The 25,271-nt window shown below is 37.4% G+C and carries 22 protein-coding genes; 14 read left to right on the forward strand and 8 right to left on the reverse strand.

Going from position 1 to position 25,271, the window contains the following annotated elements:
• The first annotated feature begins 65 nt into the window (after nucleotides 1-65).
• The 11 genes from UMU13_RS00945 to UMU13_RS00995 all read left to right on the forward strand — a co-directional run bounded on the left by UMU13_RS00945 (nucleotide 66) and on the right by UMU13_RS00995 (nucleotide 16,464).
• A complete protein-coding gene (locus UMU13_RS00945; RefSeq protein WP_328216408.1) occupies nucleotides 66-713 on the forward strand; it encodes a hypothetical protein in 648 nt (215 codons plus the stop codon).
• A 426-nt stretch (nucleotides 714-1,139) separates the two neighbouring features.
• Nucleotides 1,140-2,474 (forward strand): chromosomal replication initiator protein DnaA, encoded by a 1,335-nt coding sequence (gene dnaA / locus UMU13_RS00950; protein ID WP_328216410.1) that lies wholly within the window; start codon nucleotides 1,140-1,142, stop codon nucleotides 2,472-2,474.
• Nucleotides 2,475-2,750: 276 nt separating this feature from the next.
• Complete coding sequence (gene dnaN / locus UMU13_RS00955) at nucleotides 2,751-3,857, forward strand: DNA polymerase III subunit beta (RefSeq protein ID WP_328216411.1); 1,107 nt, start codon at nucleotides 2,751-2,753, stop codon at nucleotides 3,855-3,857.
• Nucleotides 3,858-3,876: 19 nt separating this feature from the next.
• Nucleotides 3,877-4,899: a DNA replication/repair protein RecF gene (gene recF / locus UMU13_RS00960; RefSeq protein ID WP_328216414.1), complete on the forward strand. Its 1,023-nt coding sequence runs from the start codon at nucleotides 3,877-3,879 to the stop codon at nucleotides 4,897-4,899.
• 87 nt (nucleotides 4,900-4,986) lie between these two features.
• Nucleotides 4,987-7,359, forward strand: coding sequence for a DNA topoisomerase (ATP-hydrolyzing) subunit B (gyrB, locus tag UMU13_RS00965; protein ID WP_328216417.1), 2,373 nt, complete (start codon nucleotides 4,987-4,989; stop codon nucleotides 7,357-7,359).
• A gap of 12 nt (nucleotides 7,360-7,371) precedes the next feature.
• Nucleotides 7,372-9,783 (forward strand): DNA gyrase subunit A, encoded by a 2,412-nt coding sequence (gene gyrA / locus UMU13_RS00970; RefSeq protein WP_328216419.1) that lies wholly within the window; start codon nucleotides 7,372-7,374, stop codon nucleotides 9,781-9,783.
• Complete coding sequence (gene folD, locus UMU13_RS00975) at nucleotides 9,784-10,635, forward strand: bifunctional methylenetetrahydrofolate dehydrogenase/methenyltetrahydrofolate cyclohydrolase FolD (RefSeq protein WP_328216422.1); 852 nt, start codon at nucleotides 9,784-9,786, stop codon at nucleotides 10,633-10,635.
• The gene (gene mnmE, locus UMU13_RS00980) at nucleotides 10,635-11,993 is read left to right on the forward strand and encodes a tRNA uridine-5-carboxymethylaminomethyl(34) synthesis GTPase MnmE (protein WP_328216424.1); all 1,359 of its coding nucleotides are present in this window, start codon (nucleotides 10,635-10,637) and stop codon (nucleotides 11,991-11,993) included. The genes folD and mnmE overlap by 1 nt, the downstream gene beginning before the upstream one ends.
• A gap of 608 nt (nucleotides 11,994-12,601) precedes the next feature.
• Nucleotides 12,602-14,476, forward strand: coding sequence for a tRNA uridine-5-carboxymethylaminomethyl(34) synthesis enzyme MnmG (gene mnmG, locus UMU13_RS00985; protein ID WP_442902121.1), 1,875 nt, complete (start codon nucleotides 12,602-12,604; stop codon nucleotides 14,474-14,476).
• Nucleotides 14,463-15,059, forward strand: coding sequence for a 16S rRNA (guanine(527)-N(7))-methyltransferase RsmG (gene rsmG / locus UMU13_RS00990; RefSeq protein WP_328216427.1), 597 nt, complete (start codon nucleotides 14,463-14,465; stop codon nucleotides 15,057-15,059). Before mnmG ends, rsmG begins: the two co-directional genes overlap by 14 nt.
• The gene (locus UMU13_RS00995; RefSeq protein WP_328216430.1) at nucleotides 15,004-16,464 is read left to right on the forward strand and encodes a hypothetical protein; all 1,461 of its coding nucleotides are present in this window, start codon (nucleotides 15,004-15,006) and stop codon (nucleotides 16,462-16,464) included. Before rsmG ends, UMU13_RS00995 begins: the two co-directional genes overlap by 56 nt.
• Before the next feature lie 462 nt (nucleotides 16,465-16,926).
• On the opposite strand, the gene UMU13_RS01000 is transcribed toward UMU13_RS00995, so the two are convergent.
• The gene (locus tag UMU13_RS01000) at nucleotides 16,927-17,997 is read right to left on the reverse strand and encodes a DUF362 domain-containing protein (RefSeq protein ID WP_328216433.1); all 1,071 of its coding nucleotides are present in this window, start codon (nucleotides 17,995-17,997) and stop codon (nucleotides 16,927-16,929) included.
• A 57-nt stretch (nucleotides 17,998-18,054) separates the two neighbouring features.
• Here UMU13_RS01000 and UMU13_RS01005 point away from each other — a divergent pair, with 57 nt between their 5' ends.
• The 3 genes from UMU13_RS01005 to UMU13_RS01015 all read left to right on the forward strand — a co-directional run bounded on the left by UMU13_RS01005 (nucleotide 18,055) and on the right by UMU13_RS01015 (nucleotide 19,857).
• On the forward strand, nucleotides 18,055-18,561 hold the full coding sequence (locus UMU13_RS01005; protein WP_328216434.1) for a nitroreductase family protein: 507 nt from the start codon (nucleotides 18,055-18,057) through the stop codon (nucleotides 18,559-18,561).
• 115 nt (nucleotides 18,562-18,676) lie between these two features.
• Nucleotides 18,677-19,453 (forward strand): IclR family transcriptional regulator, encoded by a 777-nt coding sequence (locus UMU13_RS01010; RefSeq protein ID WP_328216436.1) that lies wholly within the window; start codon nucleotides 18,677-18,679, stop codon nucleotides 19,451-19,453.
• A gap of 5 nt (nucleotides 19,454-19,458) precedes the next feature.
• Entirely contained in the window at nucleotides 19,459-19,857 is a 399-nt protein-coding gene (locus UMU13_RS01015; RefSeq protein ID WP_328216438.1) for an acyl-CoA thioesterase, read from the forward strand.
• Here UMU13_RS01015 and rseP read toward each other — a convergent pair.
• Genes rseP through UMU13_RS01050 form a run of 7 tightly spaced genes read right to left on the reverse strand, consistent with a single transcriptional unit; the run spans nucleotide 19,849 to nucleotide 25,211 of the window.
• On the reverse strand, nucleotides 19,849-20,910 hold the full coding sequence (rseP, locus tag UMU13_RS01020; protein ID WP_328216440.1) for an RIP metalloprotease RseP: 1,062 nt from the start codon (nucleotides 20,908-20,910) through the stop codon (nucleotides 19,849-19,851). The genes UMU13_RS01015 and rseP overlap by 9 nt on opposite strands.
• Before the next feature lie 3 nt (nucleotides 20,911-20,913).
• Nucleotides 20,914-22,068, reverse strand: a complete 1,155-nt coding sequence (gene dxr, locus UMU13_RS01025) for a 1-deoxy-D-xylulose-5-phosphate reductoisomerase (protein ID WP_328216441.1) — start codon at nucleotides 22,066-22,068, stop codon at nucleotides 20,914-20,916.
• Nucleotides 22,065-22,865, reverse strand: a complete 801-nt coding sequence (locus tag UMU13_RS01030; RefSeq protein WP_328216442.1) for a phosphatidate cytidylyltransferase — start codon at nucleotides 22,863-22,865, stop codon at nucleotides 22,065-22,067. Before UMU13_RS01030 ends, dxr begins: the two co-directional genes overlap by 4 nt.
• 14 nt (nucleotides 22,866-22,879) lie before the next feature.
• Nucleotides 22,880-23,596 carry an isoprenyl transferase gene (locus tag UMU13_RS01035; RefSeq protein ID WP_328216444.1) on the reverse strand — a complete coding sequence of 239 codons (717 nt, stop codon included), beginning with the start codon at nucleotides 23,594-23,596 and terminating at the stop codon, nucleotides 22,880-22,882.
• Nucleotides 23,596-24,153, reverse strand: coding sequence for a ribosome recycling factor (gene frr, locus UMU13_RS01040; RefSeq protein WP_328216445.1), 558 nt, complete (start codon nucleotides 24,151-24,153; stop codon nucleotides 23,596-23,598). Before frr ends, UMU13_RS01035 begins: the two co-directional genes overlap by 1 nt.
• Nucleotides 24,154-24,157: 4 nt before the next feature.
• Nucleotides 24,158-24,871, reverse strand: coding sequence for a UMP kinase (gene pyrH, locus UMU13_RS01045; protein ID WP_328216446.1), 714 nt, complete (start codon nucleotides 24,869-24,871; stop codon nucleotides 24,158-24,160).
• The gene (locus UMU13_RS01050; protein WP_328216447.1) at nucleotides 24,855-25,211 is read right to left on the reverse strand and encodes a hypothetical protein; all 357 of its coding nucleotides are present in this window, start codon (nucleotides 25,209-25,211) and stop codon (nucleotides 24,855-24,857) included. Before UMU13_RS01050 ends, pyrH begins: the two co-directional genes overlap by 17 nt.
• Between the last annotated feature and the right edge of the window lie 60 nt (nucleotides 25,212-25,271).

Genomic DNA, 25,271 nt, shown 5'->3' on the forward strand with positions numbered 1-25,271 from the left:
AGATAAGATGTTGCAGAAACATCTAAATTTATGATATATTTTTATTAAATACAGGAGGTGCGCTGATGGATCAGGAAAAAATAAAATCTTTTGCCAGAGAATTTGATATTTCAGAAAAGCTAGCCGAAGAAATATTGACTGCATGCGATGAAAACAAACTTAATGAAACGGTAATAAAAGGAAAAATCTCCGAACTTGCTTCTGAACACCAAAAAAAGCGTGAAGAGGAGAATCTGGAAGAAGGGCTTACACCGTATATAAGAAGGAAATTTTTCGAATATTTGGATGAAATTGAAGAGGAAGAGTTTGAAGAATCGATAAGCAGCAGTTATTATGAGAAAATATCCCAAAAAATTGATAACTGGGGCAATGACTTACTCACAAAGTTCGAGAAAAAGGGCAATGGTAATATTTTCAATATTTTTTTACCGGCCTCTATAATTCTCTTTATCCTTGTTATACTTCTTCTATTCCTTACAGACGGTTTTAAAAGCGATTCCGTACCGGCAATAACCGCTGTTGACAAGGAACAGACTGAAGTGATGACAGAAAGCCAAATGGATTGTTACAGAAAAATATTTTATTTAACTTCGGATATGGAACCGAAAAATGTTTTTCTTTCTTCAGCTATCATTCAGGAAGAGGGAGCCTGTGATGCATATAAAATCATCGAAGAACTTTTCAGCAAAGATATCGAAGATAACGATAACTAAAATTTTTAACACTTTTTCAACAGGCGGTAAAATTGTAAATGCATAATATTTACCGCCGGTTGCCTTATAAATCCGTAATATACAAGCTCTAATTATTATATGCAATTTTCCTGATATTTTTTTAAACACAATTTCCACTTGTGTATTGTAATAATTAATTTTATAAAAAAATATCTTTGAATAATTGAGTCCACTTTGTTAAAGTGCAGAAAGTTGAGTTTTTTGTTATAGAAAACGACTTTCTACCGTTTTTAGTATAACTCAAGTTTTGTACTTCGTTTGAGATTGCTTCGGCGTTTTCACTCCCTGCCCTGTTAAATGCCACAGGTAATCAGCGAAGCTGATATTTAACAGGGTGAACAAAGACATGAAAACAGTGTAAGTGCGAAACTTGAAGTATAATTTATTTTTATGGTGGTTTAGACTTTGGATAATGTAAAAATATGGGATGAAGTGCTAAAAGAAGCTTCCTATAAATTAAATGAACAAGAGATTAATACATGGCTTAAACCTTTAAGTGTTGCCGAGCTGAGAGGTGATATAGTCACAATTTCAGTGCCAAACAGGTTTTATAAAACGTGGGTGCAAGATAAATATCTGACTCTCATAAAAAATATTTTTAATAACACTCTTTCTATTGAAGCAGATATAGAGTTGGTTATAAAAAATCAAACAAAGAAAAAGAATAACAATATACAAGCCTCCAGTCCTACATATCATATAAATATCAATAATCATAACAGCAATATAAACAAGCAGTACACCTTTGACACTTTTGTTGTAGGCGGCTCCAACCAGTTTTCACATGCTGCATGTATGGCGGTGGGCGAGGGTTTTTTCCATACATATAATCCTCTTTTTATTTACGGCGGAGTCGGGCTTGGAAAAACACACCTGATGCACGCTGTAGGAAATAAACTGATGCAAAGCTATCCCAAACTTAAAATTTTATATATATCAAGTGAAAATTTCACTAATGAGATGATATATTCATTAAAAACAAAAAGCATGGATGATTTCAGAGGAAAATACAGAAGCATTGATGTGCTGCTTTTCGATGATGTCCAGTTTCTGGCCGGTAAAGAAAGGAGTACCGAGGAATTTTTCTATACTTTTAACTCCCTTTACGACTCACAAAAGCAGATTATAATAACATGCGATAAAACTCCCAATGAAATACCGACAATGGAAGACAGACTCAAAAGCAGATTCGCCTGGGGTCTTATCGCAGATATTCAGGCACCTTCAAATGAAGAGAAAACGGCCATTTTGATGAAAAGAGCAGAATTGATGAATCTTGAACTTAGTGAAGAAGTGGCCCTTTTTATTGCTGAAAATCTCAAAAGTGACAACATCAGGGAGCTAATAGGTGCATTGATCAGATTGAGTGCTTTTGCATCATTTCACAATGAAGAGCTGAGCATTGAGCTGGCAAAAAGATCTTTGGATAAATTTCTTATAAAAAAAGACAGAGCTCTCAATCCCGAAGTGATAATTGACACGGTCACCTCATTTTTCAACATAAAGCCGTCAGAGTTAAAATCCAAAAAGAGAACGAAAAGTATTTCCTATCCAAGGCAGATATGTATGTATATTCTAAGAGAAAAGCTGAATATTTCACTGCAGGAAGTGGGTGAATATTTCGGCGGCAGAGATCATGCAACAGTTTTGCATTCAATAAAAAATATAGAAAACAAAATCAAAACAGATAGTGAACTTAAAGAGCTGATAAACGTCATTTACAAAAAGCTATACAGCTGACTTTCCACAAACTCATCAACACATTTAAACATTCAAAAATGTATAATTGTAGAATATTATCTTAACAATCGGAGTATAAAATGTGGAAAACAAACTTCTCAATTATTTTTAACATCATTTTGTTTAAATGGTTGAAAACTTTTCAATAAACTCCACAGAATTTTCAGCACCAAAAAGTACTCTCACAATATTCAAATTTTAACTTGTCAACATTTTCCAAATACTTTACTATTATTACTACTATTTATTATATTAAATAAATTAATAGGAGCTCATATGCAATTCAGCATAATTAAAGAAAATATTCTTCCGTTAATTCAACATGCAAACAATTTTACAAGTTCCAAAGGAATTAATACAATACTGGAAAATATACTTATCGAAGCTGAAGAAGAGGAAATCCAATTAAAGGCATCCAATACCCACATGGGCTTTTCAGCCAAAATAAAAGCAAATATTGAAGAAACAGGCACAACAACTGTATCATGCAAAAAATTACACGATATTATAAAAGAACTTCCAAATGCAGCTGTAATAGATTTTAAATATGACGGAAGCAAGTTGAAACTTACCTCCGGGAAGTCAAAATTCACACTTTCCACAATAGAACCGGAATTTTTTCCCACAATGACACCTATAACCCCTGAATACAGAATAAAAATGAAGAGTGGATCTCTTGAAAAACTGCTGCAGAAAACAATTTTCTGCATATCAAACGATCCATCAAAAACAGAATATACCGGTGCTCATTTTAAAGTATTCGGCAACAAACTTGAAATAGGTTCAGCTGATTTCCAAAGGATAGCAACAGCGGAAACTGTATTTGACGAGGAATTCAGTGATGAGTTTACCATAAATATCCCCAAAAAGACAGCCATTGAGGTCTCTAAACTTCTGGATTTGGATGATGAAGTCGAAATTGAAACCGATAAAAAACAGGTACAGTTTAAAATAGATAATATTGTTGTTTATTCAAAGCTTATCGAAAAATTTATCAAGAACATTGGTTCTCTCTTTAAAACAAATTATCCCATATCAGCAAGAATTCCAACAAGGCAGTTTGAGGAGGTCGTCAGAAGAATTTCCACAATTACAAGTGAAGTTTCCAGAGGTATAGTACTCTCTTTTAATGAAAACGCTTTAAATATATTCAGCCTTGAAACCGAATATGGTCAGGGGAATGAAATAATCGACGGTGTTGAATTAGAAGGTGAATCAATTGATATAATATTTAATTCAAAACTTCTGCTGGAAATTATAAATCATATTGATTCGGAATTTTTCACAATAAAAATGATTGGAAGAAAAAATCCGGCAATAATAGTACCTGAAAACGGTAAATATCAATATCTGCTTGTTGCTATATCAATAGACAGATATTAGAGGTAAATTTTTAAAAAAAGTGCTCATACAAAATTTGTTTCTTTTGAATTTTAGAAATCATAAAGAATTAAATCTGTCCTTTTCTAAAAATATCAATTATATAAAAGGTGCAAACGCCGCCGGCAAAACAAGTATTGTTGAAGGCATTTCCACAGCTTTAAATTTAAAAAGTTTCAGGCAGTCTCAGCTTAAACACCTTGTGAATTTCAATTCTGACAATTTTTTCATAGAAACTAACGTCATGCGTAATTTTTATGACTATGATGAATATCTGTACAATATAAAATTTAAATATAGCAACGGAAGTTTTGTATATGAAAACAATAAGAAAATAAAAAGGGTCGAAGATTATATATTTAACTACCCTGTTCTTGTTTATTCTCCTGAAAATGAAGGACTTATAAGTGAAAATCAGGAAAAAAAACGTAAATTTTTGGATAAAATTTCTTTTTATACAAATAAGGTTCATTTTAATAACCTTAAGAATTACAACAAGCTTCTGAGAATCAAAAAGAGCTATCTTTATCATAATCATCCGGATCACAGATATCTCGAATCCATAACAGAAAGTATGTATAATTTTTCAGCAGATATACAGAAATCCAGAAAATATGTAGTAAATCAAATCAACGACAAAATTTTGGAGTTTTATAATAATGTTCCCGGTAAAATAGAAAACTTTTATTTTATATACGAGCCAGCACCGGTTGACATTGAAAAGATTAATGAAGAGAAAGCAAAAAAAAGAGTTTTAAGCGGAGCTCATCTGGACAGAATTTATGTCTTTTACAACGGCAAAAAGTATGAATCGTTTGCAAGTTTCGGACAGAAGAAAACATTTGCTCTTTGCTCACTATTCACTTCTGTTTTAATAGTTGAAGAATTTTTAAATAGTGGTATAATAATCATTTTAGACGATCTTGAGGTTGGTCTGGATAGTTCCAGAATAAATTTTTTCAAGGGATTACTTGGGAAAAACCAGACATTCATTACAGGTGTTAGCAACAGGTATTTCAAAGACGCAAAAAACATTGCTTTATAAATAATATGTTTCACATATTTATCAGCCTTTTAGGCTGGTGAAAAACAATTACGGGCGGGTGATATATTTTTATCCGCGGGGGATATAATGGAATTAAATAAGGATTACAGCGAAGCCAGTATTAAGGTTCTGGAAGGTCTCGATCCGGTTAGACAGAGGCCTGGAATGTATATTGGTTCCACCGATACAAAAGGGCTTCATCATTTGGTTTTTGAAGTTATTGATAACTCTATAGATGAAGCTATGGCCGGATTTTGCAGTAAAATTTCTGTTACTCTGCATATTGACGGCAGCATTACCATTGAAGACGATGGAAGAGGTATTCCTGTGGGGAATCATCCGGTTGCAGGAAAGCCTACAGTGGAAGTGGTAATGACTACACTTCACTCCGGAGGAAAGTTTAACTCAGGTGCGTATTACGCTTCCGGAGGACTTCACGGGGTTGGGGTTTCTGTTGTTAATGCGCTGTCTGAGTTTTTGGAAGTAACAGTGAGGAGAAACGGCGGGATATACTACCAAAAGTATGAAAGAGGTAAACCTGTTTGTGAATTTGATAAAATTGGGAAAACAAGCAAAAGCGGTACAAAAATTACATTTAAAGCTGATCCTCTGATTTTTGAAACAACAGAATTTTCTTATGAAACACTTGCCCGCAGATTCCGAGAACTTGCTTTTTTAAACAGCGGTGTGGAAATAGCCATATCCGATGAAAAAGACGATAAATCCAAAACATTCTTTGCTGAAGGCGGGATTGTCAGTTATATAAAATATCTCAATAAAAGCAAAGGACTTCTTATAGACGAGCCCGTTTATATTCAGGGCAAATATGAAGATATTCTTGTGGAAATTTCACTTTTATACAATGATTCGTATAATGAAGCAATTTATTCCTTTGTAAACAATATACATACAGACGGCGGCGGAACTCATGAAGCAGGCTTTAAAGCAGCATATACGAAAATTTTTAACTCATTTGTAAATAAACACGGCCTCCTTAAAGAAAAATTTAATCTTACCGGTGATGATATAAGGGAAGGGATGTCGGCTATCTTGTCAGTTAAAATGAACGAACCTGTTTTTGAGGGGCAAACCAAAGGTAAGTTGGGTTCCTCCAAAGCCAAAACTGCTGTTGAAAATGTTATGTATAATTATCTTACAGATTATTTGGAAGAAAATCCGTCTATTGTAAAAAGGATACTTGATAAAGCTATACAGGCATTCAGGGCGAGAGAGGCTGCAAGAAAAGCCAAAGAACTGACAAGAAGAAAAAATGCTCTTGAAGTTTCAACTTTGCCGGGTAAACTTGCTGACTGCCAGGAAAAAGATCCTTCCAAATCTGAAATTTTTATAGTTGAGGGAGATTCTGCAGGGGGCTCTGCAAAACAGTGCAGGCATAGGAAATTTCAGGCAATTTTACCGCTTAAGGGTAAAATCCTGAATGTGGAAAAGGCCAGATACGATAAAATTTTGTCTAACAATGAAATAAAGAGTATTATTACAGCCCTTGGAACAGGTATCAGCAAAGATGATTTTAATATTGAAAAATTACGATATCATAAAATCATTATAATGACTGATGCTGATGTGGACGGAGCTCACATAACAACACTTCTGCTTACTTATTTTTTCAGGTATATGAGACAGATAATAGAAAGGGGTTATTTATATATCGCCAAACCCCCTCTTTATAAAATCAAAAAAGGAAAAATGGAAAGATATATTCACGATGAAGAGGAAATGGAAGATTTTCTTCTGGATTCAGGCTTGGTGGATATTGAAATTGACGAACTTCCCGAACACAGATATAAAGAGGTTTTTAAAAATCTACTTGCATACGATGATCTTTTAAATAAGTTTGCACGTAAGGGGTTATACCGTCCTTTGATGTCCGAACTTGCTGTTTATGAAGGATTAAATGCCTCTAATTTTTCCCAGGAAGGTTTCATAGAAAATCTTTTTCAGTATCTAAAAGATAAGGGTGCTTTTGAACAGTATAAAAACACGGAAATTGAATATAATTATGAGTTTGACAGATACAATATTGTAGTGGAAAGCGAAACAAAGCGCTTTGTATTTAATACGGAGTTTATGGGCACTCCTGAGTTTAAAGAGTTGAGAAGGCTTGGAATGTTCGTAAGTGAGCTGGGAAGCAAACCTTATAAGGTAACAGTTAGCGGTAATGTAAAAACATTTGATAATGTAAAAGAGCTTATAACCTTTATTGAGGAAAGAGGGAAAAAAGGACTTTCTATTCAGCGTTATAAGGGTCTTGGCGAGATGAATCCTGAGCAGCTTTGGGAAACGACTGTGGATCCTGAGCGGAGATCCCTTTATCAGGTGAAAATTGAAGATGCTGAAGCTGCAGATGAACTTTTTTCACTGCTGATGGGTGATATTGTTGCACCAAGAAGGGAATTTATCGAAGAAAATGCTCTGAAAGCTAAAAATATTGATATTTAACATGGGTGAAAAATGAAAAAAAAGGGGATTATAGAGCTTAGTATAGAAGACTCTATTAAAGAAAGTTATCTCGACTATGCAATGAGCGTGATTGTCGGCAGAGCTCTGCCTGATGTGAGGGATGGACTAAAACCCGTTCACAGAAGAGTTCTCTTTGCAATGAATGAAATGGGCATAGTTCATAACAAGCCTTATAAAAAATCTGCAAGGATTGTTGGTGATGTTATCGGGAAATATCATCCTCATGGAGATGCAGCAGTCTATGATACAGCTGTCCGTATGGCACAGGATTTTTCAATGCGCTATCCGCTTATAGACGGTCAGGGCAACTTTGGGTCAATAGATGGGGATTCCCCTGCTGCAATGAGATATACAGAGATAAGAATGGCCAGGATTGCAGAGGAAATGCTGACAGATCTTGATAAGAATACTGTTGATTTTATCGATAATTATGACGGTTCTCTTAGTGAGCCCGTTGTTCTGCCCACTAAAATTCCTAATTTGCTGGTTAACGGAGGCAGCGGGATTGCTGTGGGGATGGCTACAAATATTCCACCTCATAACCTTACAGAGGTAATCGATGCATTGCAGTATATGCTTAAAAATGATGATTACACTGCTGAGGACGTTCTTACATTTATAAAAGGCCCTGATTTTCCCACTGCAGGCATTATAATGGGTAAATCAGATATTAAAAATGCATACTTGACAGGTCGATCATCCATAAAAGTCAGAGCACGCACAAATATTGAAGAAACAAAAAGCGGTAAAGAGCGGATAATTGTTACCGAACTTCCTTACCAAGTGAATAAAGCTAATCTTATAGAAAAGATTGCAGAACTAGTCAGAGATAAGAAAATTACCGGCATTACGGATTTAAGGGATGAGTCCGACAGAGACGGTATCAGAGTGGTTATAGAAATTAAAAAGGGTGACCACCCTGATATTGTTTTAAACCAGCTTTACAAATATACACAAATGGAAACGTCTTTTGGTATTAATATGGTGGCACTTGTTGAGGGTAAGCCGAAAACGTTTTCTCTTCTGAGGATATTGGAAGAATTTATCAAGCACAGAGTTGTTGTGGTTACCAGAAGAACCGAATACCTTCTTAAAAACGCAGAAAATCGCCTGCATATTCTTGAAGGGTTGAAAACTGCCGTTGAATATATTGATGAAGTTATAAAAATTATTCGCGGCTCTGCTGACGGAAAGGATGCAAAATCAAGACTAATCGAGCGGTTTAATTTTAGTGATACACAGTCTCAGGCTATTCTTGATATGAGACTTCAGAAGCTTACCGGCCTTGAAATTGAAAAGCTTGAGGATGAATATAGAAATATTTTGCAAAATATAGAGTATTTCAAAAATATTCTTACTAATAAAAATGTTCTGAAAGATGTTATTTATGAAGAAATGTCAGAAATTAAGGAGAAATACGGCGATAAAAGGAAAACTGAAATATCTGCATCTTCTGAAGAGATTAATATTGAGGATCTTATCCCTGATGATGAAGCTGTAGTTACTATCACACACAATGGATATATAAAAAGAACTCCTCTTAACTCTTTTTCCGCACAAAAACGCGGTGGAAAAGGCAAATCCGGTGCGCTGAGTAAAGGTGACGATTTTATTGAGAGGCTTATCGTTTCCTCTAACCACTCCAAGCTGATGTTTTTTACTAATCTCGGTCGAATTTATTTTCTCAAAGTTTACGAGCTTCCCGAGTCTGCTCCGGGAACCCGCGGCAGACATGTTTCAAATTTCATACACTTTTCAGAGGATGAGTTCATCGCTTCTGTGCTTTCTGTTTCAGATAATGTTGAGGAGAAGGATATTGTTTTCGGAACTAAAAAGGGACTTGTAAAGCGTTCTCCCGTAAGTCTCTTTAAAAGCGGCAGAAGTGGGATAATAGCAATAAAGTTAAGGGATGGAGATGAAATTGTTTCCACTGATTTTGTTTCTGATGATGATAATATTTTGATTGCCACGAAAAAGGGCAAAGCCATTCACTTTTCAGCAAATGACATCAGATCGATGGGAAGAAATGCAACCGGTGTAAAAGGTATTGATTTGGCAAAAAATGATGAGGTGGTTTCAATGGAGATTGCATCCGGTGCACCTTATCTTCTTACAGTGACTGAAAACGGTTACGGAAAATGCACCCCTGTTAATGAGTACAGATTACAATCAAGGGGCGGCAAGGGTATTAAATTGTCAAAAGTTACTTCAAAAACCGGAAAGATATGCGGTGCAAAACAGGTCAGACAAAGCGATGATGTAATGCTTATTATAAAAAGCGGTAAAATAATTCGCATAGGAGTATCTCAGATATCTGTATTGAGCCGTGATACTCAGGGTGTAACACTTATGAATACCGGAGATGATTATATAGTTTCTTTTGCTGTGGTTAAGGAGGTATAGATGTCCAAGCTGCTTGATGGCAGGGCCTTATCAAATAAATTTAAGGACAGTTTCAGGGAGCAAGTGCCTTCTCTTAAAAAACGTTTTGGTAGAATACCCGGCATTGCAGTGATTTTGGTTGGTGAAGATTATGCCAGCAATTTATATGTGGGAATGAAAGAAAAAGCATGTTTGGATGTCGGTTTCAAATCCGTTGTAAAAAAACTGGATTCTTCTGTAACTACTAAAGAATTGCTCAGGCTCATTGAGGAATATAACAACGATGAGAGTATAGATGGAATACTCGTCCAGCTTCCTTTACCCGATCATATTGATGAGGAAAATGTTCTTTTGGCTATAGACCCTGCTAAGGATGTAGACGGATTTCATCCTTATAATGTGGGTTTACTGAATATTGGTGCTGACACGCTGTTCCCATGTACTCCCTACGGTGTTATTAAAATACTTCAGGAGTATGATATAAATCCTGACGGAAAACATGCAGTTGTGGTTGGTGCCAGTAATATAGTTGGTAAACCAATGGCTTCTCTGTTGCTGAGAAAAAATGCCACAGTCACTATATGTCATATTAGAACTAAAAATATGTGTGAGATTACAAATCAGGCAGATATACTTGTTGCTGCCGCAGGCAAAGCACATCTTATTACTTCAGAGTTTGTCAAAGATGGCGCTGTAGTTGTGGATGTGGGGATGAACCGGCTTAATGGCAAGATAATAGGAGATGTTGATTTTGAAGGCGTACGCACAAAAGCGTCCTATATTACTCCTGTGCCTGGGGGCGTTGGCCCTATGACAATTACGATGTTATTGTATAATACACTGAAATCTTTTAAAATACGTATGAACGCATAATGGACACTATTGTAGCACCAATTACACCTCTTGTTACTTCGGCAGTTATTATGCTTAGAATTTCAGGGGAAAAAGCTTTTGACTGTGCTGATAACCTTATATTACCCGGTGGAAAGCACTTAGAGAGAGGTAATATAAAATATAGACATGTTTATACAGGCAGTTTTATAGATTCAGACGGCTCTGTGCTGGATGAAGTTGTTTTTTATTTTTTCAAATCACCTTCTTCGTATACGGGTGATGATGTCCTGGAAATTTCTTTCCATGGTAATCCTCAAATTGTCCGCAAGGCTCTTTCTGTAATATATGAGAAAGGCATAAGAGCAGCGGAGCCCGGAGAATTCACAAAGCGTGCGTTTCTTAACGGCAAACTTGATTTAACCCAGGCAGAATCTGTTGCCAGTTTAATTGAAAGTAAAACGGATAAAGGTATTTATTATTCTTTCAGACAGCTGAAGGGGTCATTGTCAAAAAAAGTTATTGATATTAAAAATTCACTTGTGGATATAAGCAGTGTAATAGAGGCGTATGTTGATTTTCCCGAAGATGATCTATCTGATCATGATGTTGATTTCGTAACTCAAAAAATTTCTGATGTACTTGACGATATTTCAAAACTTATAGAGTCATATAAAAAATACAGATATCAGAGAGAAGGCTTAAAAATCGTTATCGTCGGCAAGCCAAATGTGGGGAAATCTTCACTGTTAAACAGTCTGCTTGAAGAGGAGCGTGCGATAGTTTCTGAGATACCCGGAACAACAAGGGATTTTATTGAGGAAGTTATCAGTATAAAGGGCATTCCGGTAAGATTGATGGATACAGCAGGTCTTAGGGGAGACGGTGATGCTATTGAAAGCAGAGGTATCGAAAAGGCTCGCGACAAAATCCAGGATGCCGATATTGTTTTGGTTGTTTTTGATCTTTCTAATGAAATTGACGCTGAAGACAGAAAAATTCTTGGGATGACTGAGAATAAAAACCGTATTGTTTTAGGTAACAAAGATGATTTGGCCGGGGATGTATCCGGTTCTGCAAAATCTCTTGTTGAATTATCTGTATCTGCAAAATACAAAACCAATTTTAAGCTGTTAGAGGATATGATTTATAACAGAGTATGTTCTGATGACTCTGATCTGTATTCCGGTGAAGTTATTACTACTGAGAGACATGTTGTTTTACTTAAGAATCTTTATGATATTTTAATCTCCGTTAAGGACAAAATTATTTCCGAGCATCTGGATTTGATATCTATAGATATGGGGATGGCTCTGGATATTGTTTCTGAATTTACCGGGGAGAAATATACCGAGGAGATTTTGGACAATATATTTGAGAAGTTCTGCCTTGGCAAATAATTCTATAATGTTTCACGTGAAACATTATTGGATATTTAAGCTTCCATAAAAATAAACATTTATCACGGTAACGCTTAATTCGTGCAGAGAAGGTGTTTATGGTCGATTCGAGAGCTTTGCATAAATCAGGAAGCGCGGCTTTAGCCGGGCAGATCTTTTTTTGTACTTCAGTGTTTACAGGCTTGCGGGACTGAAGTAATGTATTCCACTAGCATCGGTCGAAGACCGATAAATTTGTGATACACAATATAGTTACCAGCCTCCGGCTGGTGCTACCCACTTCCAAAACACAAAAAAGCACATTGTACAAATTTCTTGATTCTGTTAAATCCTGCACAGCCCGCCTAACATTAACTGATGCCTGGTAAATTTGCTCCATTCTTGAGTCTATATTTGTGTTGGATTTTACATATTCGCTCCAGATTAATAAGTATATATTGAATTGTAAAATTACTATTAAGTCATCTCTAACCCCTTTTATTGCCATAGCGTTTAATCGATATTAGGGTAAATATTTAAAAGCGTCACAATGGTAAAAAGTCTGAATTTCTGTTTTCAATTTTATAAATTATATATTATATATGTCTGACTCAAAAGAGGTGAATGGAATGGTGAAGAATGAAGCATGTTATGATGTGATTGTTGTCGGGGCTGGACATGCAGGCTGTGAAGCAGCCTTGGCTGCCTCCCGAATGGGAGCTAAAACGTTATTGTTAACAATATATATGGAAACGATAGCCCAGATGAGCTGTAATCCCGCTATTGGTGGACTGGCAAAAGGTAATTTGGTAAGGGATCTGGATGCACTGGGCGGTGAAATGGCAAAATGCATTGATAATACAGGCATACAGTTTCGCGTGCTTAATACTAAAAAAGGCCCTGCAGTCAGAAGCTCACGGGCACAGGCTGATAAGGCAAAATACCGGGAGTATATGACGGAAATATTAACCACAACACCTCTGCTGGATGTTAAACAGGGCGCTGTTGTTGATATTTTGGCAGAGGGCTCCGGTGTGAAAGGTGTTGTGACAGATTATGGACAAAACTTTTATTCTCAGCGAGTCATTCTGTGCACAGGTACTTTTTTAAACGGTTTGATTCATATCGGTGAGAAAAGATATAAAGCCGGAAGAGCCAATGAATTTTCCTCAGAGCAGCTTGTAAATTCACTTAAAAATTATGGATTCAATTTCGAAAGACTTAAAACAGGAACGCCTGCAAGGCTCCATGAGTCATCAATTGATTTTAACAGTTTTGAGGAACAAAGGGGAGATTGCAATCCTTCCTTCTTTTCATTTGAAACCAATGGTCATAAACTGCCGCAGCGATCCTGCTATATCGCTTTTACTAATGAGTATACTCACCAAATAATCAGGGAGAATATGCACAGGTCACCCTTATATGCAGGGTTAATTACTGGAATAGGACCGCGATATTGTCCATCTATTGAGGATAAAGTGAAGAAGTTTCCTGAAAAAACCCGGCATCAGATTTTTCTTGAGCCAGAGGGCTTACAGAGTAAAGAATACTATGCTAACGGACTTTCGTCATCTTTGCCCATTGATGTGCAGCTAAAATTATACAGAAGCATAAAAGGGTTGGAAAGGGTTGAATTCACGCGCCCGGCCTATGCTATTGAGTACGATTTTGTGCAACCTACCGCACTGCGTCTTACACTTGAAACAAAGAATTTAAAAGGCCTGTATTTTGCCGGACAGATTAACGGTACTACGGGTTATGAAGAGGCGGCAGTTCAGGGGTATATGGCAGCTGTAAATGCCGTTCTCAGCTACGATGGCAGGGAATTTATCCTGAACCGGGACGAAAGTTATATAGGAGTTATGATAGATGATTTGGTAACAAAAGGAGTTGATGAGCCTTATCGCGTTTTTCACTCCAGGGGGGAATTCAGGCTGTTGCTGCGAGAGGACAATGCTGAATACAGACTGCTGAAAAAAGGATATGATCTTGGACTTGTCAGCAAATTAAGGTATGAGCGCTTTGTAAAGGATAAGGATCAGTTAAATGCGCTTATTCAAAAACTGAAAAACGTAATGCTTAAGCCCGACGGTAGTACAAAATCATATTTTCTTGAGAAAGACATAAATCTTAACAACCCTGTATCATTGTATAACTTTTTAAAAAGACCTGAAGTGAAAATTGATGATATTGGCGACTTTCTTGAAGAGGATTATTCTGAAGAGGTGAAAAAGGAAGCCGAGATTACTATAAAATACGAAGGTTATATAAAAAAGCAGCAGGATGAGGTCAATAAGTTCAGGAAGATTGAGAATGTGAAGATACCACAGAGTATAGATTACTCCAATATAAAAGGTTTAAGAGCAGAATATGTTGAAAAGCTTAACAGGGTAAAACCGGCAACACTAGGGCAGGCAAGCAGGATAAAGGGTATTACCCCTTCCGCACTATCACTTTTGCATATTCATATTGAGAAGATGGTAAGGGGAAATGGATCTAAATAAGTGGATAACTGTTGATACACCAATAGAAAATAAACTTAATATTATTTATGAGAAACATATGAACTCTGTCCACAATCTTACTTCAATAAAGGATAAGGACGAGTTTTTTGTTAAGCACTATTTGGACAGTATTTATATTTTTAACATATATGATTTTCAGTTCAAAACAGTTATGGATGTGGGAAGCGGGGGTGGATTCCCCGGAGTTGTAATAGCACTGTTTAATCCAGAGTCCACTGTTTATCTTGTTGAAAGTATTCGTAAAAAATGCGATTTTTTGGTAGAATTGGTGAGAGATTTACATCTGGAAAATGTTGAGGTGATAAACAGCAGAGTGGAAAATCTAAAAGAACCGGCATGTGATCTGATAGTTTCCCGAGGCGTAGGGAAAATAAAAAATATACTCAATTGGACAACGGGTGTTTCACGTGAAACATCATGCTGGCTCTTTTACAAAGGCGAAAATGTCTTTGAAGAAATCAAGGATGCTGATAAGCTGATTAAGAAAAAAAACATGAGGTTCGAAAATGTCAGAGTGGAAAATCCGTTTAAGAGGACTTATACCATTATTAATTATATTTAGCTTTCTTTTTAGCTGTGCTAAAAAAAATGATGTGATTGCACCCCCGGGGGCAGCATCTTTTTCTGTTGACTACTTTATTACTAAAGCACCAGAGCCGAATGACGAAACAAAGCTGATTGATATAATAAGGGGTAACTATAAAACTGAAATAAAAAATAAGGCCAAGATACTACTCGGAGGCTATTATTATAAGCAGGGACAGGATGAAAACAGCCTGTTAATTTTAGAAAATACTGCACCTACAGATAATCAGGGGCTGAACAATGCGGCATATCTCTGGCTGGCGTCCCAGTACAAATTTTTTGGAAATGAGAAAAAAATGGAAAGCATCCTTGCCAAAATTAAAAAACCCGGGGAGATAACCAGTTATATAATCGGACAAACATGCGAGAAAGGAAAAGCATACTGTATTAAGCGTACAGACATCCCCGTTTTCATGGAGAAAGAGAAAACAGAACAAAAAACTGAAAGCAAAGAAACAGTGAAGCAGGCGGAAGAAAAAAAGGCAAATATTGTTAAAGAAAAACAGCCGAAAAGAGAAAAATTGAAAATTATTGCGCTAAACGGCAATTTTGATAACCCGGCCTTTAAAGGGATGCTTTTGGCAGCAAGCCGGAACAACAGGACAGAGATAATAAGCATGGATAATCAGACGAAAAACATTGCAGCTGTTGATGTGGAAAATCTCAGTGTTGTGGCAGATGAAGAGATAAGTTTTAAAATAGACTATCAAAGTGCAATCGATGAGCTCCTCCATGATACGGATTTCAGCAGATGCACAGAGTTTGTGATTGGTGTAAACGACAGATTTGTTAGGGCAGGTGAATATACCAAACAGCGGCTGATGAAATTCTATGACAATGTTAGTATCAGCAACTATGAGACGGAAGGTTTTAAGCATTTATATGAGAAGCCGGATAATGAAACTGTGACAACGAGATGTTTCATTGGAATAGGAAGAGAAGAGTCTATGACTTCGTTTGTTCCGCTGGTTCGGTTTGTTTCCCCTGACAACAATGAAACTGAAATATTCCTTGTTACGGATATGTACACAGGAATGTATAAAAATGAGAATTTTATCGGTTATTTTGGGGATGTGAACATCTACACATATATTGATACTGTATATAATGCAGAAAGCAGAACATTTAAAAGAAAATATGAAGAAGTATACGGCAAACAACCCTCCTTTAAGGCGTATATCGGTTATGACATGATTCAGTATCTTGAAACTAAATTTTTTAAAAATAAAGACAACTTATATGTGAGCTCCATCAAAAGTATTCAGTTGCCTGTTGTTGAAAGATATGTACATAAAATAAGAATCGATAATAACTATAACACGAGGTTTTTGTTTATGCCGGACGGCAAGCAGATTCCGCTGCTGTCAATTCCGGCTGAATAACAATGAAAGCCGAAAAAGTGGTCAAGTGTATAATAATTAAATCAAATTTTGCACTTCGCTTTGTCTAGCATTCGCTTCTAGCGAATATATAGAATGTTAAACATATTTACCAGTCTAAAGGACTGGTGCTAGCCATAGGCATCCTTGCGAAACCCTGTGGAAACAGGGTTGTGGCAATCTCAAAACAAGAAAAATAGAGAGATTGCTTCGTCGTTTTCACTCCCTGCCCTGTTAAATGCCACAGGCAATCAGCGAAGCTGATATTTAACAGGGTGAACAAAGACGCAAAAACAGTGTAAGTGCGAAACTTGAATAATTAAATGATTCAAAGTTTACAATTTAAAGGTAGTAACGTGTTTTCTTGATAAATTTTACCGGCTAATCAACGATCAGCCGGTAATGATTGAACTTCTGAAATGATCATTGAAGAAACTATCTGTTTTTACTAACAGCATCGATAAATTATTTAACCATTTTGATTTCATAAGATGTCGAACCCAGACCGATTTTCTCAGCATGTTTTAATTGTATTATTGGGTCAATTTCCTCGTAAATTTTTCCGAAAGGATCAATACCGCCCGGAGAGTGTTTAGCAACCAAATCAAAGGAAGCTTTATCTATTGCCACAGGGTCAGTGGAAGCGAGGAAGCCCAAATCAGGACAGACCGGAGTGTCATTAGCCGGAAAACAGTCACAAGTCGGTGCGACATCAGTAATAAAATTTAGGTATATCATTTTATTTTCAAAATGATCATGAATTGCTTTTGCATATTCAGCCATTTTCCGTTGAGTATTGTCTGAGCTTTCGTTCCAGTCTATTCCAATAGCACCTTCAGGGCAAACGGCTACGCATCGGGTACAACCGGTGCATGCTTGAGTTATTTCCGCCTTGGGTCCGAATACAATAGCATCAGCAGCACAGTTAGCTGCACAAAGCCCGCAGGAGGTACATTTTTCTTTATGTACAACAGGCTTGGAGGTGGAGTGCATAATCAATTTACCCTGTCGGCTGGCACACCCCATGGAAATATTTTTTACAGCACCGCCTATCCCTGTCAACTCATGCCCTTTAAAATGCGAAACTACAACCATGGCATCAGCATTATAAATATCCGATGCAATTTTAACATGGTCAAGCAGTTCCCCATCTACAGGAATATCAAGAGAATTTTCCCCCCTTAGTCCGTCAGCTATAACAACCGGAATTTGAAAGGTTGAATAGTTAAAACCGTTAAGAAAAGCATTGTGCAGGTGGTCGACAGTGTTTGTCCTCATCCCTACATAAAGTGTGTTTGTATCTGTCAAAAACGGATTGCATTTCAACTGTTTAAGTTTTTCGATAACAGGCCTGAGATAGACCGGCTTTAAAAATGCTGTGTTACCGTATTCTCCAAAATGAGTTTTTACCGCAACAAGTTGTTTGCTGCCGTATTTTGATTTGGGGTCACATTTATTGAGAAGTCTTGTTATTTTACTCAACGGAGACTGCAGGCCTTTATTTTGCATGGTAGAATAAAAAACTTTTGATGACATTATCTGCCTCCTTATGTTAACGTATTATCAGTATAGAATATTTTGGAGGTGAAATCAATGGGACTTAAAAATCTGTTTGAAAAAAGATACAGTGTAAGATCATTTCAACCAAAACAGGTTGAAAAGGATACGGTTATAAGAATACTGGAAACAGCAAGGCTTGCTCCCAGTGCAGTCAACTTCCAACCGTGGAAAGTTTATTTAGTATCCCAAGGAGAAACCAGATCAGAAATTAATAGTGCGTATCCGAAAAAATGGTTTGAAAATGCACCACATGTGGCGGTGTTTACAGGTTTAGAGGGGCAAAACTGGAAGCGTCAGGATGGAAAAGATTATCTGATGTGTGATGTTACTATTGTCACAGATTATTTTGTTCTTGCTGCAACCGAAGAGGGTCTTGGTACCTGCTATGTAGGGGCTTTTGATGCAGGAATTGTTGCAGATGCACTTAAGCTGAAAGATGAAGATCCTATACTGATGGTACCTTTCGGCTACATTTCAGAAAATGTCAAATTTAAAGATAAAAAAAGAAAAAGTGTAGATGAAATTGCAGTGTGGCTGTAAATTAAGACTTGTGGAATAAAAAATTTTTTGATATTACAACGAGTTCTATAATTCATTTGTTGACAAAAAAAGAGATGAGAGTTAAAATAAAACTATATTTTATTGAAAGGTGACTATGATGAAAAGAGAAAAATCCGAATATGCTGTTCAGGCGGTAAATAATGCCATTGATATTCTTGACCTTTTAGGGGACACTGAAGGTGAACTGAGTATGAGTGAGGTCGGCGCCAAACTCAGTCTTACAAGGAGTAATGTTAATAAACTTTTGGCCACACTTGAAGGGTTCGGTTATGTAGAATATAACAGATATACTGGTAACTTCAGGCTCGGCGTGAAGACATTCCAGATTTCCCAGGCTTATATAAACAAGCTGAATCTGATTGAGATTTCAGTCCAGATATTGACGTTGGTCAAAGAGAAACTTAATGAATCTGTTTATATCAGTGTGTTAAGAGACGGAAATGTGGTTTATCTGAATATGGTGGAGACAGACCATGCTGTCAGAGTGCTGCCGCGGATCGGAAATGTGGGACCGGCATATGCAACAGCTACGGGCAAAGCTCAGCTTGCATATAAATCCAATGAAGAGATTGAGCGTCTGTACAAGGAAGGGCTTACCAAGGTAACGGACAATACTATCGCTGACGTTGATGAACTCGAAGAGGAACTTGAAAAAGTCAAAGAACAGGGATACGCCGTAGATGATGAAGAGTATGAGATGGGTGTAAGATGTGTAGGAGCTCCGATATTTGATTTTATGAACAATGTCATCGCCGGAATCAGTGTCAGCGCTCCATTGGAAAGACTCAGCGAAGAGAGAATTGAAAAGGAAGTTATACCCGTGATTGTTGATGCTGCCGAAAAACTTTCAGGGAAATTTGGAAGCAAATAAATGTTATGGAAAATTTCCGGTTAGTAAGACCTGAGCACCTGAATCACCACGGGTACCTTTTTGGCGGGGTCCTGCTCAAATGGCTTGACGAGTTCGGATGGATGGCCGCCACACTTGATTTTCCCGGCTCAACCTTTGTTACTGTCGCGATGGATGAAATAAACTTCAAGAAAAGGATAGAAAACGGTTCAATTTTACGCTTTATTATCAAGCCTCAAAGTACAGGAAAAACTTCTGTAACTTATATTGCAAAAGTTTATACCAATCAAGCGGGAGCACAACAGGACGAAGTGTTTACTACGAAACTTACTTTTGTGAATGTTGGTGAAAACGGTAAACCCACACCTCTTCCAACCAAATGCCAGTATAATTCCCAGAAAAAAGAGAATGAGCTACTATTTTGAAATAATACGTGTAATATCATTATAAAAGGCAAAGACCATAAGCGCCAGCAACAGAGCTAACCCCACCATCTGTGTTACCTCCCGGGTTCTAAGACTGACAGGTTTTCCTTTAACAGCTTCAATTCCATAAAACAACAGATGACCGCCGTCTAAAACCGGAATAGGCAGCAGATTTAAAATTGCCAAATTGATACTTATTACAGCCATGAAAAGCAAGAGGCTGTTAATGCCGGCGGCAGCTGTTTCCTTGGCCATCTGGAAAATAAGGATAGGGCCGCCTATATTATCAGCAGGAACGACCTGTTGAAAGATTTTGACAATACCCACAATTGTCAGTTTTGTAATTTCATAGGTTTTAAAAGCTCCAAGATACACCGCCTTAATGGGATTATGCCTAACTGTAATGATACTTTTCGTGGATGGTGCAATACCTATCAAGCTGACTTTGATTTTTTCCCCGAATATATTTTTAACCTCGGCAACTGTTGGTATAATCGTTTTTTCTATTGTTTCATCACCCCTTTTTATAAGAAGGGAGACAGATTTATTTGGATTGCTTTTTATGCTGTCACTTATCTGTTGCCAGTAGGTGATCGCTTTCCCGTTCACTTTCAGTATTTCATCTCCTTCTTGAAGTCCAGCAGCTGCAGCAGGCATATCTTTTTGCACTTTGCCGATAACGGGTTTTAGTTTGGGTGTCCCAATCGCATTTACCAGACTGAAAAGCAAAAAGGCCAGAAGAAAATTAAAGACCGGACCTGCTAAAACAATAAGAGATCTTTTACCGACTGACTTGTGGGAAAAAGACCGGTGGGTCATAGATTCTTCCACCTCATCATTAAGATTCTCTCCGTACATTTTTACATACCCGCCCAGCGGAATAGCGGAAATACTGTATTCAGTTTCCTTTGCCTTTTTTGTGAACAGTGCCGGTCCGAATCCTATTGAAAACTTTTCAACATACACGCCGAAAAGTTTTGCGAACAAAAAATGACCCAGCTCGTGGAAAAAAATCAGTAATCCAAAAACAATTATTGCAGCAAGTATAGACATATATTACCTTCCAAAATCTTTTGATATTTTCATTGCATTTTCTCTGACTACATTATCCAATGAAACAATTTCGTCAATGTTTGAGATATCCCGCGGCTCAAAAAGTTCTAATGTATTTCTTATCACCCGATGTATGTCAGTAAACTTAATTGAACCGCTTAAAAAAGTATCAACAGCTATTTCGTTAGCAGCATTCATTGCAATCATGAGGCTGTTTTTCCCTTCCTTTAAAACGTCCAAAGCAACTTCAAAACAAGGGTATTTCTTCTTATCCGGCTTGAAAAATGTTAATCCGTTCAAAATTTGCGGAGTTAACGGTTCAGCCCCCCAGTCCAATCTGTCTGGAAATCCAAGTGCATAGGAAATAGGTGTTTTCATATCAGGCAGTCCTATCTGTGCCAGGTTGCTGCCGTCTATAAAAGATACAATTGAGTGAAATATGCTCTGTGGGTGGACGAAAACATCAAGTTTTTCCGGTGCTATATTAAAAAGATAATGTGCCTCAATGAGTTCAAGGCCTTTATTCATCATGGTAGCAGAGTCAACCGTGATCTTATTGCCCATACTCCAGTTGGGATGCTTTAATGTTTCGTTAATATTTACAAAATCCATTGAGTCAGAAGGTCGATATCTAAAGGGACCACCGCTTGCAGTAAGTATAACTTTATCAACAAAATTTTTATCGTGTCCTTTTAAACACTGATAAATTGCTGAATGCTCACTATCAACAGGTATTATTGAGGCATTGGCTTTTTCTGCGGTCTGAATCATTGTCCTGCCAGCTGTCACTATAGACTCTTTGTTGGCGAGTGCAACATCCACACCATTTTTTAGCGCAGTGTACGTTGGCATAATGCCGGCAAAACCGACAGCAGCGGATAATACAATATCCAGTTCTCCGGACAACTCGGAAATTAATGTTGTCAGGGAGTGTGTGCCATACAGAATTTTTGTCTCGGTTAAGCCCTCAGGAATAGTTTTATCTCCTGTAATAACTGCATATTCAGGTCTAAGAAGGGAAATCAGGTCCAATAACTCGTTTACATTGTTGTGGCAGGATAAAAACTTGACATTAAAAAATTCACTGTGCTTATAAATAATTTCTGCGGCCTGGATGCCGATTGAACCGGTTGCCCCTATTATTCCGATATTCTTCATAATTTGGTTACCAGTGTTAAATAGAAATAAAGCACCGGAGCAGCGAATATCAGAGAATCCAGCCTGTCCAGCATCCCTCCGTGGCCGGGAAAAAGATTCCCGCTGTCCTTAACGCCGGCGCGCCGCTTAAACATGGATTCGATTAGGTCACCAATTGAGCCGGATGCTACAATTAGCAGTGCAGTAACTATTGTATGCATTATGTTGAAGAGACCAAAAATATTTGAATAAATTAGCCCACCGATAATGCCGCCCGCAAAAGCAGCTATCAGGCCTTCGACACTTTTTTTGGGGCTGATTATTTTATAAAGTTTGGTTCTGCCGAATTTTGTCCCGAAAAAATAAGCAAAAGTGTCGCTAATCCAGATTATGATCAGGAGGTAGAATATATGATGATAACTGAAATGTCTCAAAAGTTGAATAAAAGAGAGAAAAAAGGGTATATAGAAAACATTCAGCATAGTGACAGATACGGTTTTGAAATTGTCATCCAGAGGCTTTGAACCAAAAAGCTTTATAACAAGCGATAGAAAGGAAACAAGAAAAACAGTGAAAAGAAAAATGTTAAGATCCTTCATCAGAAATGCAAAAGGGATAAGGAATGCTCCAATAAAGGTCGGGAACCGAAGAAACGATAACCCCGATTTAGTCAATAAAGAAGAAAACTCTATTGTTGCAATCAGTATAATGACTTCAAGCCCGATAAAAAAAGCGACATCATTAAAGTAAATAATGGCAATAATAATAGGAGGAATGATTAATACGGCAGTCAATACTCTCTTTAAAAGATTACTCAAAAACGCTCCTCATTTTATTTGTGTATTTGTTCATCTGTCTTGCCGAAACGCCTAATTCTTGCAGCATACTCTTCCAAAGCGAGATCGAACTCATCTTCAAAAAAGCCGGGCCACAATGTCTGGGTGAAGTAAAGTTCAGCATATGCAAGCCGCCAAAGCATAAAATTGCTTATGCGCTTTTCCCCGCTTGTCCTTATCAACAAATCAACATCCGGTATGTCCGGGTTATATAAATAATTCTCAAAAATTTTATCGGCATCTTCGAGCTGTAACTTATTGTTTGAATAATCCCGGGCAAATTTAACAGCAGCATCAATTATTTCATGTCTTCCGCCATAGCTGAGGCATAAATTCAAATTAAGGCCGGTGTTTGAATCTGACAGGTGAAGTGCGTTATCAAGCTTGGCAATGACATTTGCAGGGAGCATATCGGTACGTCCGGAAACGGTCAACTTAATGTTTTCATTAATGATATTATTGAGCTCTTTATCAATAAACTCGCTCAATATTTTCATCAGGGCGTTTATTTCTTCAGCAGGTCTCAACCAGTTTTCAGTGGAAAAAGCGAAAAGAGAAAGATGTTTAATCCCGCATTTTGCAGCATGACTTACAATACGCTTTACAGCCTTTACGCCTTCCCTGTGACCAAAAATCCTCGGCAGACCCCTGCGTTTAGCCCATCGGCCGTTGCCATCCATGATGATAGCAACGTGTCGCGGCAAGGACTCCATTATATTTGCATTACCTCGTCTTCTTTTTTGCTTGTAAGCTCATCAATTTTGTCGATATATTCATCCGTTAGATTCTGAATTTGTTCCAAAGCTTTCTTGGCTTCATCTTCAGAGATTTCTTTTTCCTTTTCTAATCTTTTTATATCCTCGTTACCGCTTCGACGCTCGTTCCTTATAGCGATTTTGGCTTCTTCCGACATTTTTTTAACCATTTTCATTATCTCTTTACGCCTCTCTTCAGTAAGCTGAGGGATGGGAACGCGTATGATATTCCCGTCATTGGATGGGTTGAATCCCATGTTGCTCGATTGAATAGCTTTCTCAATTTCAGCAATCATATTGGGATCCCACGGCTGAATTGTTACAAGTCTCGCATCCGGCGCCTGCAATGTGGCAACCTGTGAAACCGGAGTCGGAGACCCGTAATAATTCACCTTTACATTGTCAAACATAGTAACGGAAGCCCTGCCTGTCCTGACACTTCTCAGCTCATCCCTGTAATGTTCAAGTGTTTTCTTCATTTGTTTTTTTAAATCTTTGATTACATCATTATACATATGGCTATCCCTCCACCAATGTTCCTATTTTTTCTCCGGTAACAACTCTTTTTAAATTACCTTTACCGAAAAGATCGAATACTATTATCGGTATGCTGTTGTCCATACACATACTAATAGCAGTTGAATCCATAACCTTCAATCCCTTGTTTAACACATCCAGATATTTTATTGTGGAATACTTTGTGGCATCCGGATCTTTTACAGGATCGGAGGAATAAACGCCGTCAACCTTTGTTGCCTTCATGACAACTTCGGCATTAATTTCCGATGCCCTCAGCGTTGCGGCTGTATCTGTTGTAAAATAAGGGTTGCCCGTTCCTCCACCGAAAATAACCACTCTGTCCTTTTCAAGGTGCCTCATGGCTCTCCGCCTGATAAAGGGTTCAGCAATCTCTCTCATTTCAATAGCCGTTTGAACACGTGTTTGTACGTTTAATGTTTCCAGGGCGTTCTGCAGCGCAAGGGAATTCATTATCGTGGCCAGCATCCCCATATAATCAGCCGATACTCTGTCCATATCTTTGGCTGATTCAGATACACCTCGGAAAATGTTGCCTCCGCCTATTACAACACCTATTTTTACGCCGAGATTATGAATGCTTTGTATCTCTTCGGCAATGTACTTTACCGTGTCGCCGTCAATACCATAATTCAGCCTGCCCATAAGGGCTTCGCCGCTGAGTTTTAAAAGAATTCTGTCAAATTTCAGAGACATTTCCACCCTCTATCGGTTCTATTTGCTCAATTTTATGTTTAAATATAATGTTTTTTTTCAATAAAGGTATGCTCACATTATCAGAATACTGAACGGTGTAAGAGGTTGCTTTTCCTAAATCCTCTATTTTTATAGCATTTTTCCCGAGTGTTATATTCAGATCATGAGCCTGCTCTTTGATACTGTCGGTCAGTGCTTTTCGTGAAATCTTTTCGTCATTACTTATAATTTCAAGTGTAGCGGATTTGAATATGTAATATTTTATCCAAGGTAGCGTCAGGATAAAAGCAAGGTAGATGAAAATGACAATGACTGCTATTTTTATAATCCTAAATATCATTGGCTTTTCCTGTGAAAATGTTTTTTAAATCGGGATTAAATGTAACTTTGTCCAATCCTG

The organism is Flexistipes sp., from assembly GCF_036172515.1.
GTDB lineage: Bacteria > Chrysiogenota > Deferribacteres > Deferribacterales > Flexistipitaceae > Flexistipes.

Bases quoted from the DNA above. Each gene is read 5' to 3' on its own strand.
- UMU13_RS00945 (WP_328216408.1), top strand. From the start codon at position 66: ATGGATCAGGAAAAAATAAAATCTTTTGCCAGAGAATTTGATATTTCA.
- dnaN (WP_328216411.1), top strand. From the start codon at position 2,751: ATGCAATTCAGCATAATTAAAGAAAATATTCTTCCGTTAATTCAACAT.
- gyrB (WP_328216417.1), top strand. From the start codon at position 4,987: ATGGAATTAAATAAGGATTACAGCGAAGCCAGTATTAAGGTTCTGGAA.
- gyrA (WP_328216419.1), top strand. From the start codon at position 7,372: ATGAAAAAAAAGGGGATTATAGAGCTTAGTATAGAAGACTCTATTAAA.
- folD (WP_328216422.1), top strand. From the start codon at position 9,784: ATGTCCAAGCTGCTTGATGGCAGGGCCTTATCAAATAAATTTAAGGAC.
- mnmE (WP_328216424.1), top strand. From the start codon at position 10,635: ATGGACACTATTGTAGCACCAATTACACCTCTTGTTACTTCGGCAGTT.
- mnmG (WP_442902121.1), top strand. From the start codon at position 12,602: ATGGTGAAGAATGAAGCATGTTATGATGTGATTGTTGTCGGGGCTGGA.
- rsmG (WP_328216427.1), top strand. From the start codon at position 14,463: ATGGATCTAAATAAGTGGATAACTGTTGATACACCAATAGAAAATAAA.
- UMU13_RS00995 (WP_328216430.1), top strand. From the start codon at position 15,004: ATGTCAGAGTGGAAAATCCGTTTAAGAGGACTTATACCATTATTAATT.
- UMU13_RS01000 (WP_328216433.1), bottom strand. From the start codon at position 17,997: ATGTCATCAAAAGTTTTTTATTCTACCATGCAAAATAAAGGCCTGCAG.
- UMU13_RS01005 (WP_328216434.1), top strand. From the start codon at position 18,055: ATGGGACTTAAAAATCTGTTTGAAAAAAGATACAGTGTAAGATCATTT.
- UMU13_RS01010 (WP_328216436.1), top strand. From the start codon at position 18,677: ATGATGAAAAGAGAAAAATCCGAATATGCTGTTCAGGCGGTAAATAAT.
- UMU13_RS01015 (WP_328216438.1), top strand. From the start codon at position 19,459: ATGGAAAATTTCCGGTTAGTAAGACCTGAGCACCTGAATCACCACGGG.
- rseP (WP_328216440.1), bottom strand. From the start codon at position 20,910: ATGTCTATACTTGCTGCAATAATTGTTTTTGGATTACTGATTTTTTTC.
- dxr (WP_328216441.1), bottom strand. From the start codon at position 22,068: ATGAAGAATATCGGAATAATAGGGGCAACCGGTTCAATCGGCATCCAG.
- UMU13_RS01035 (WP_328216444.1), bottom strand. From the start codon at position 23,596: ATGGAGTCCTTGCCGCGACACGTTGCTATCATCATGGATGGCAACGGC.
- frr (WP_328216445.1), bottom strand. From the start codon at position 24,153: ATGTATAATGATGTAATCAAAGATTTAAAAAAACAAATGAAGAAAACA.
- pyrH (WP_328216446.1), bottom strand. From the start codon at position 24,871: ATGTCTCTGAAATTTGACAGAATTCTTTTAAAACTCAGCGGCGAAGCC.
- UMU13_RS01050 (WP_328216447.1), bottom strand. From the start codon at position 25,211: ATGATATTTAGGATTATAAAAATAGCAGTCATTGTCATTTTCATCTAC.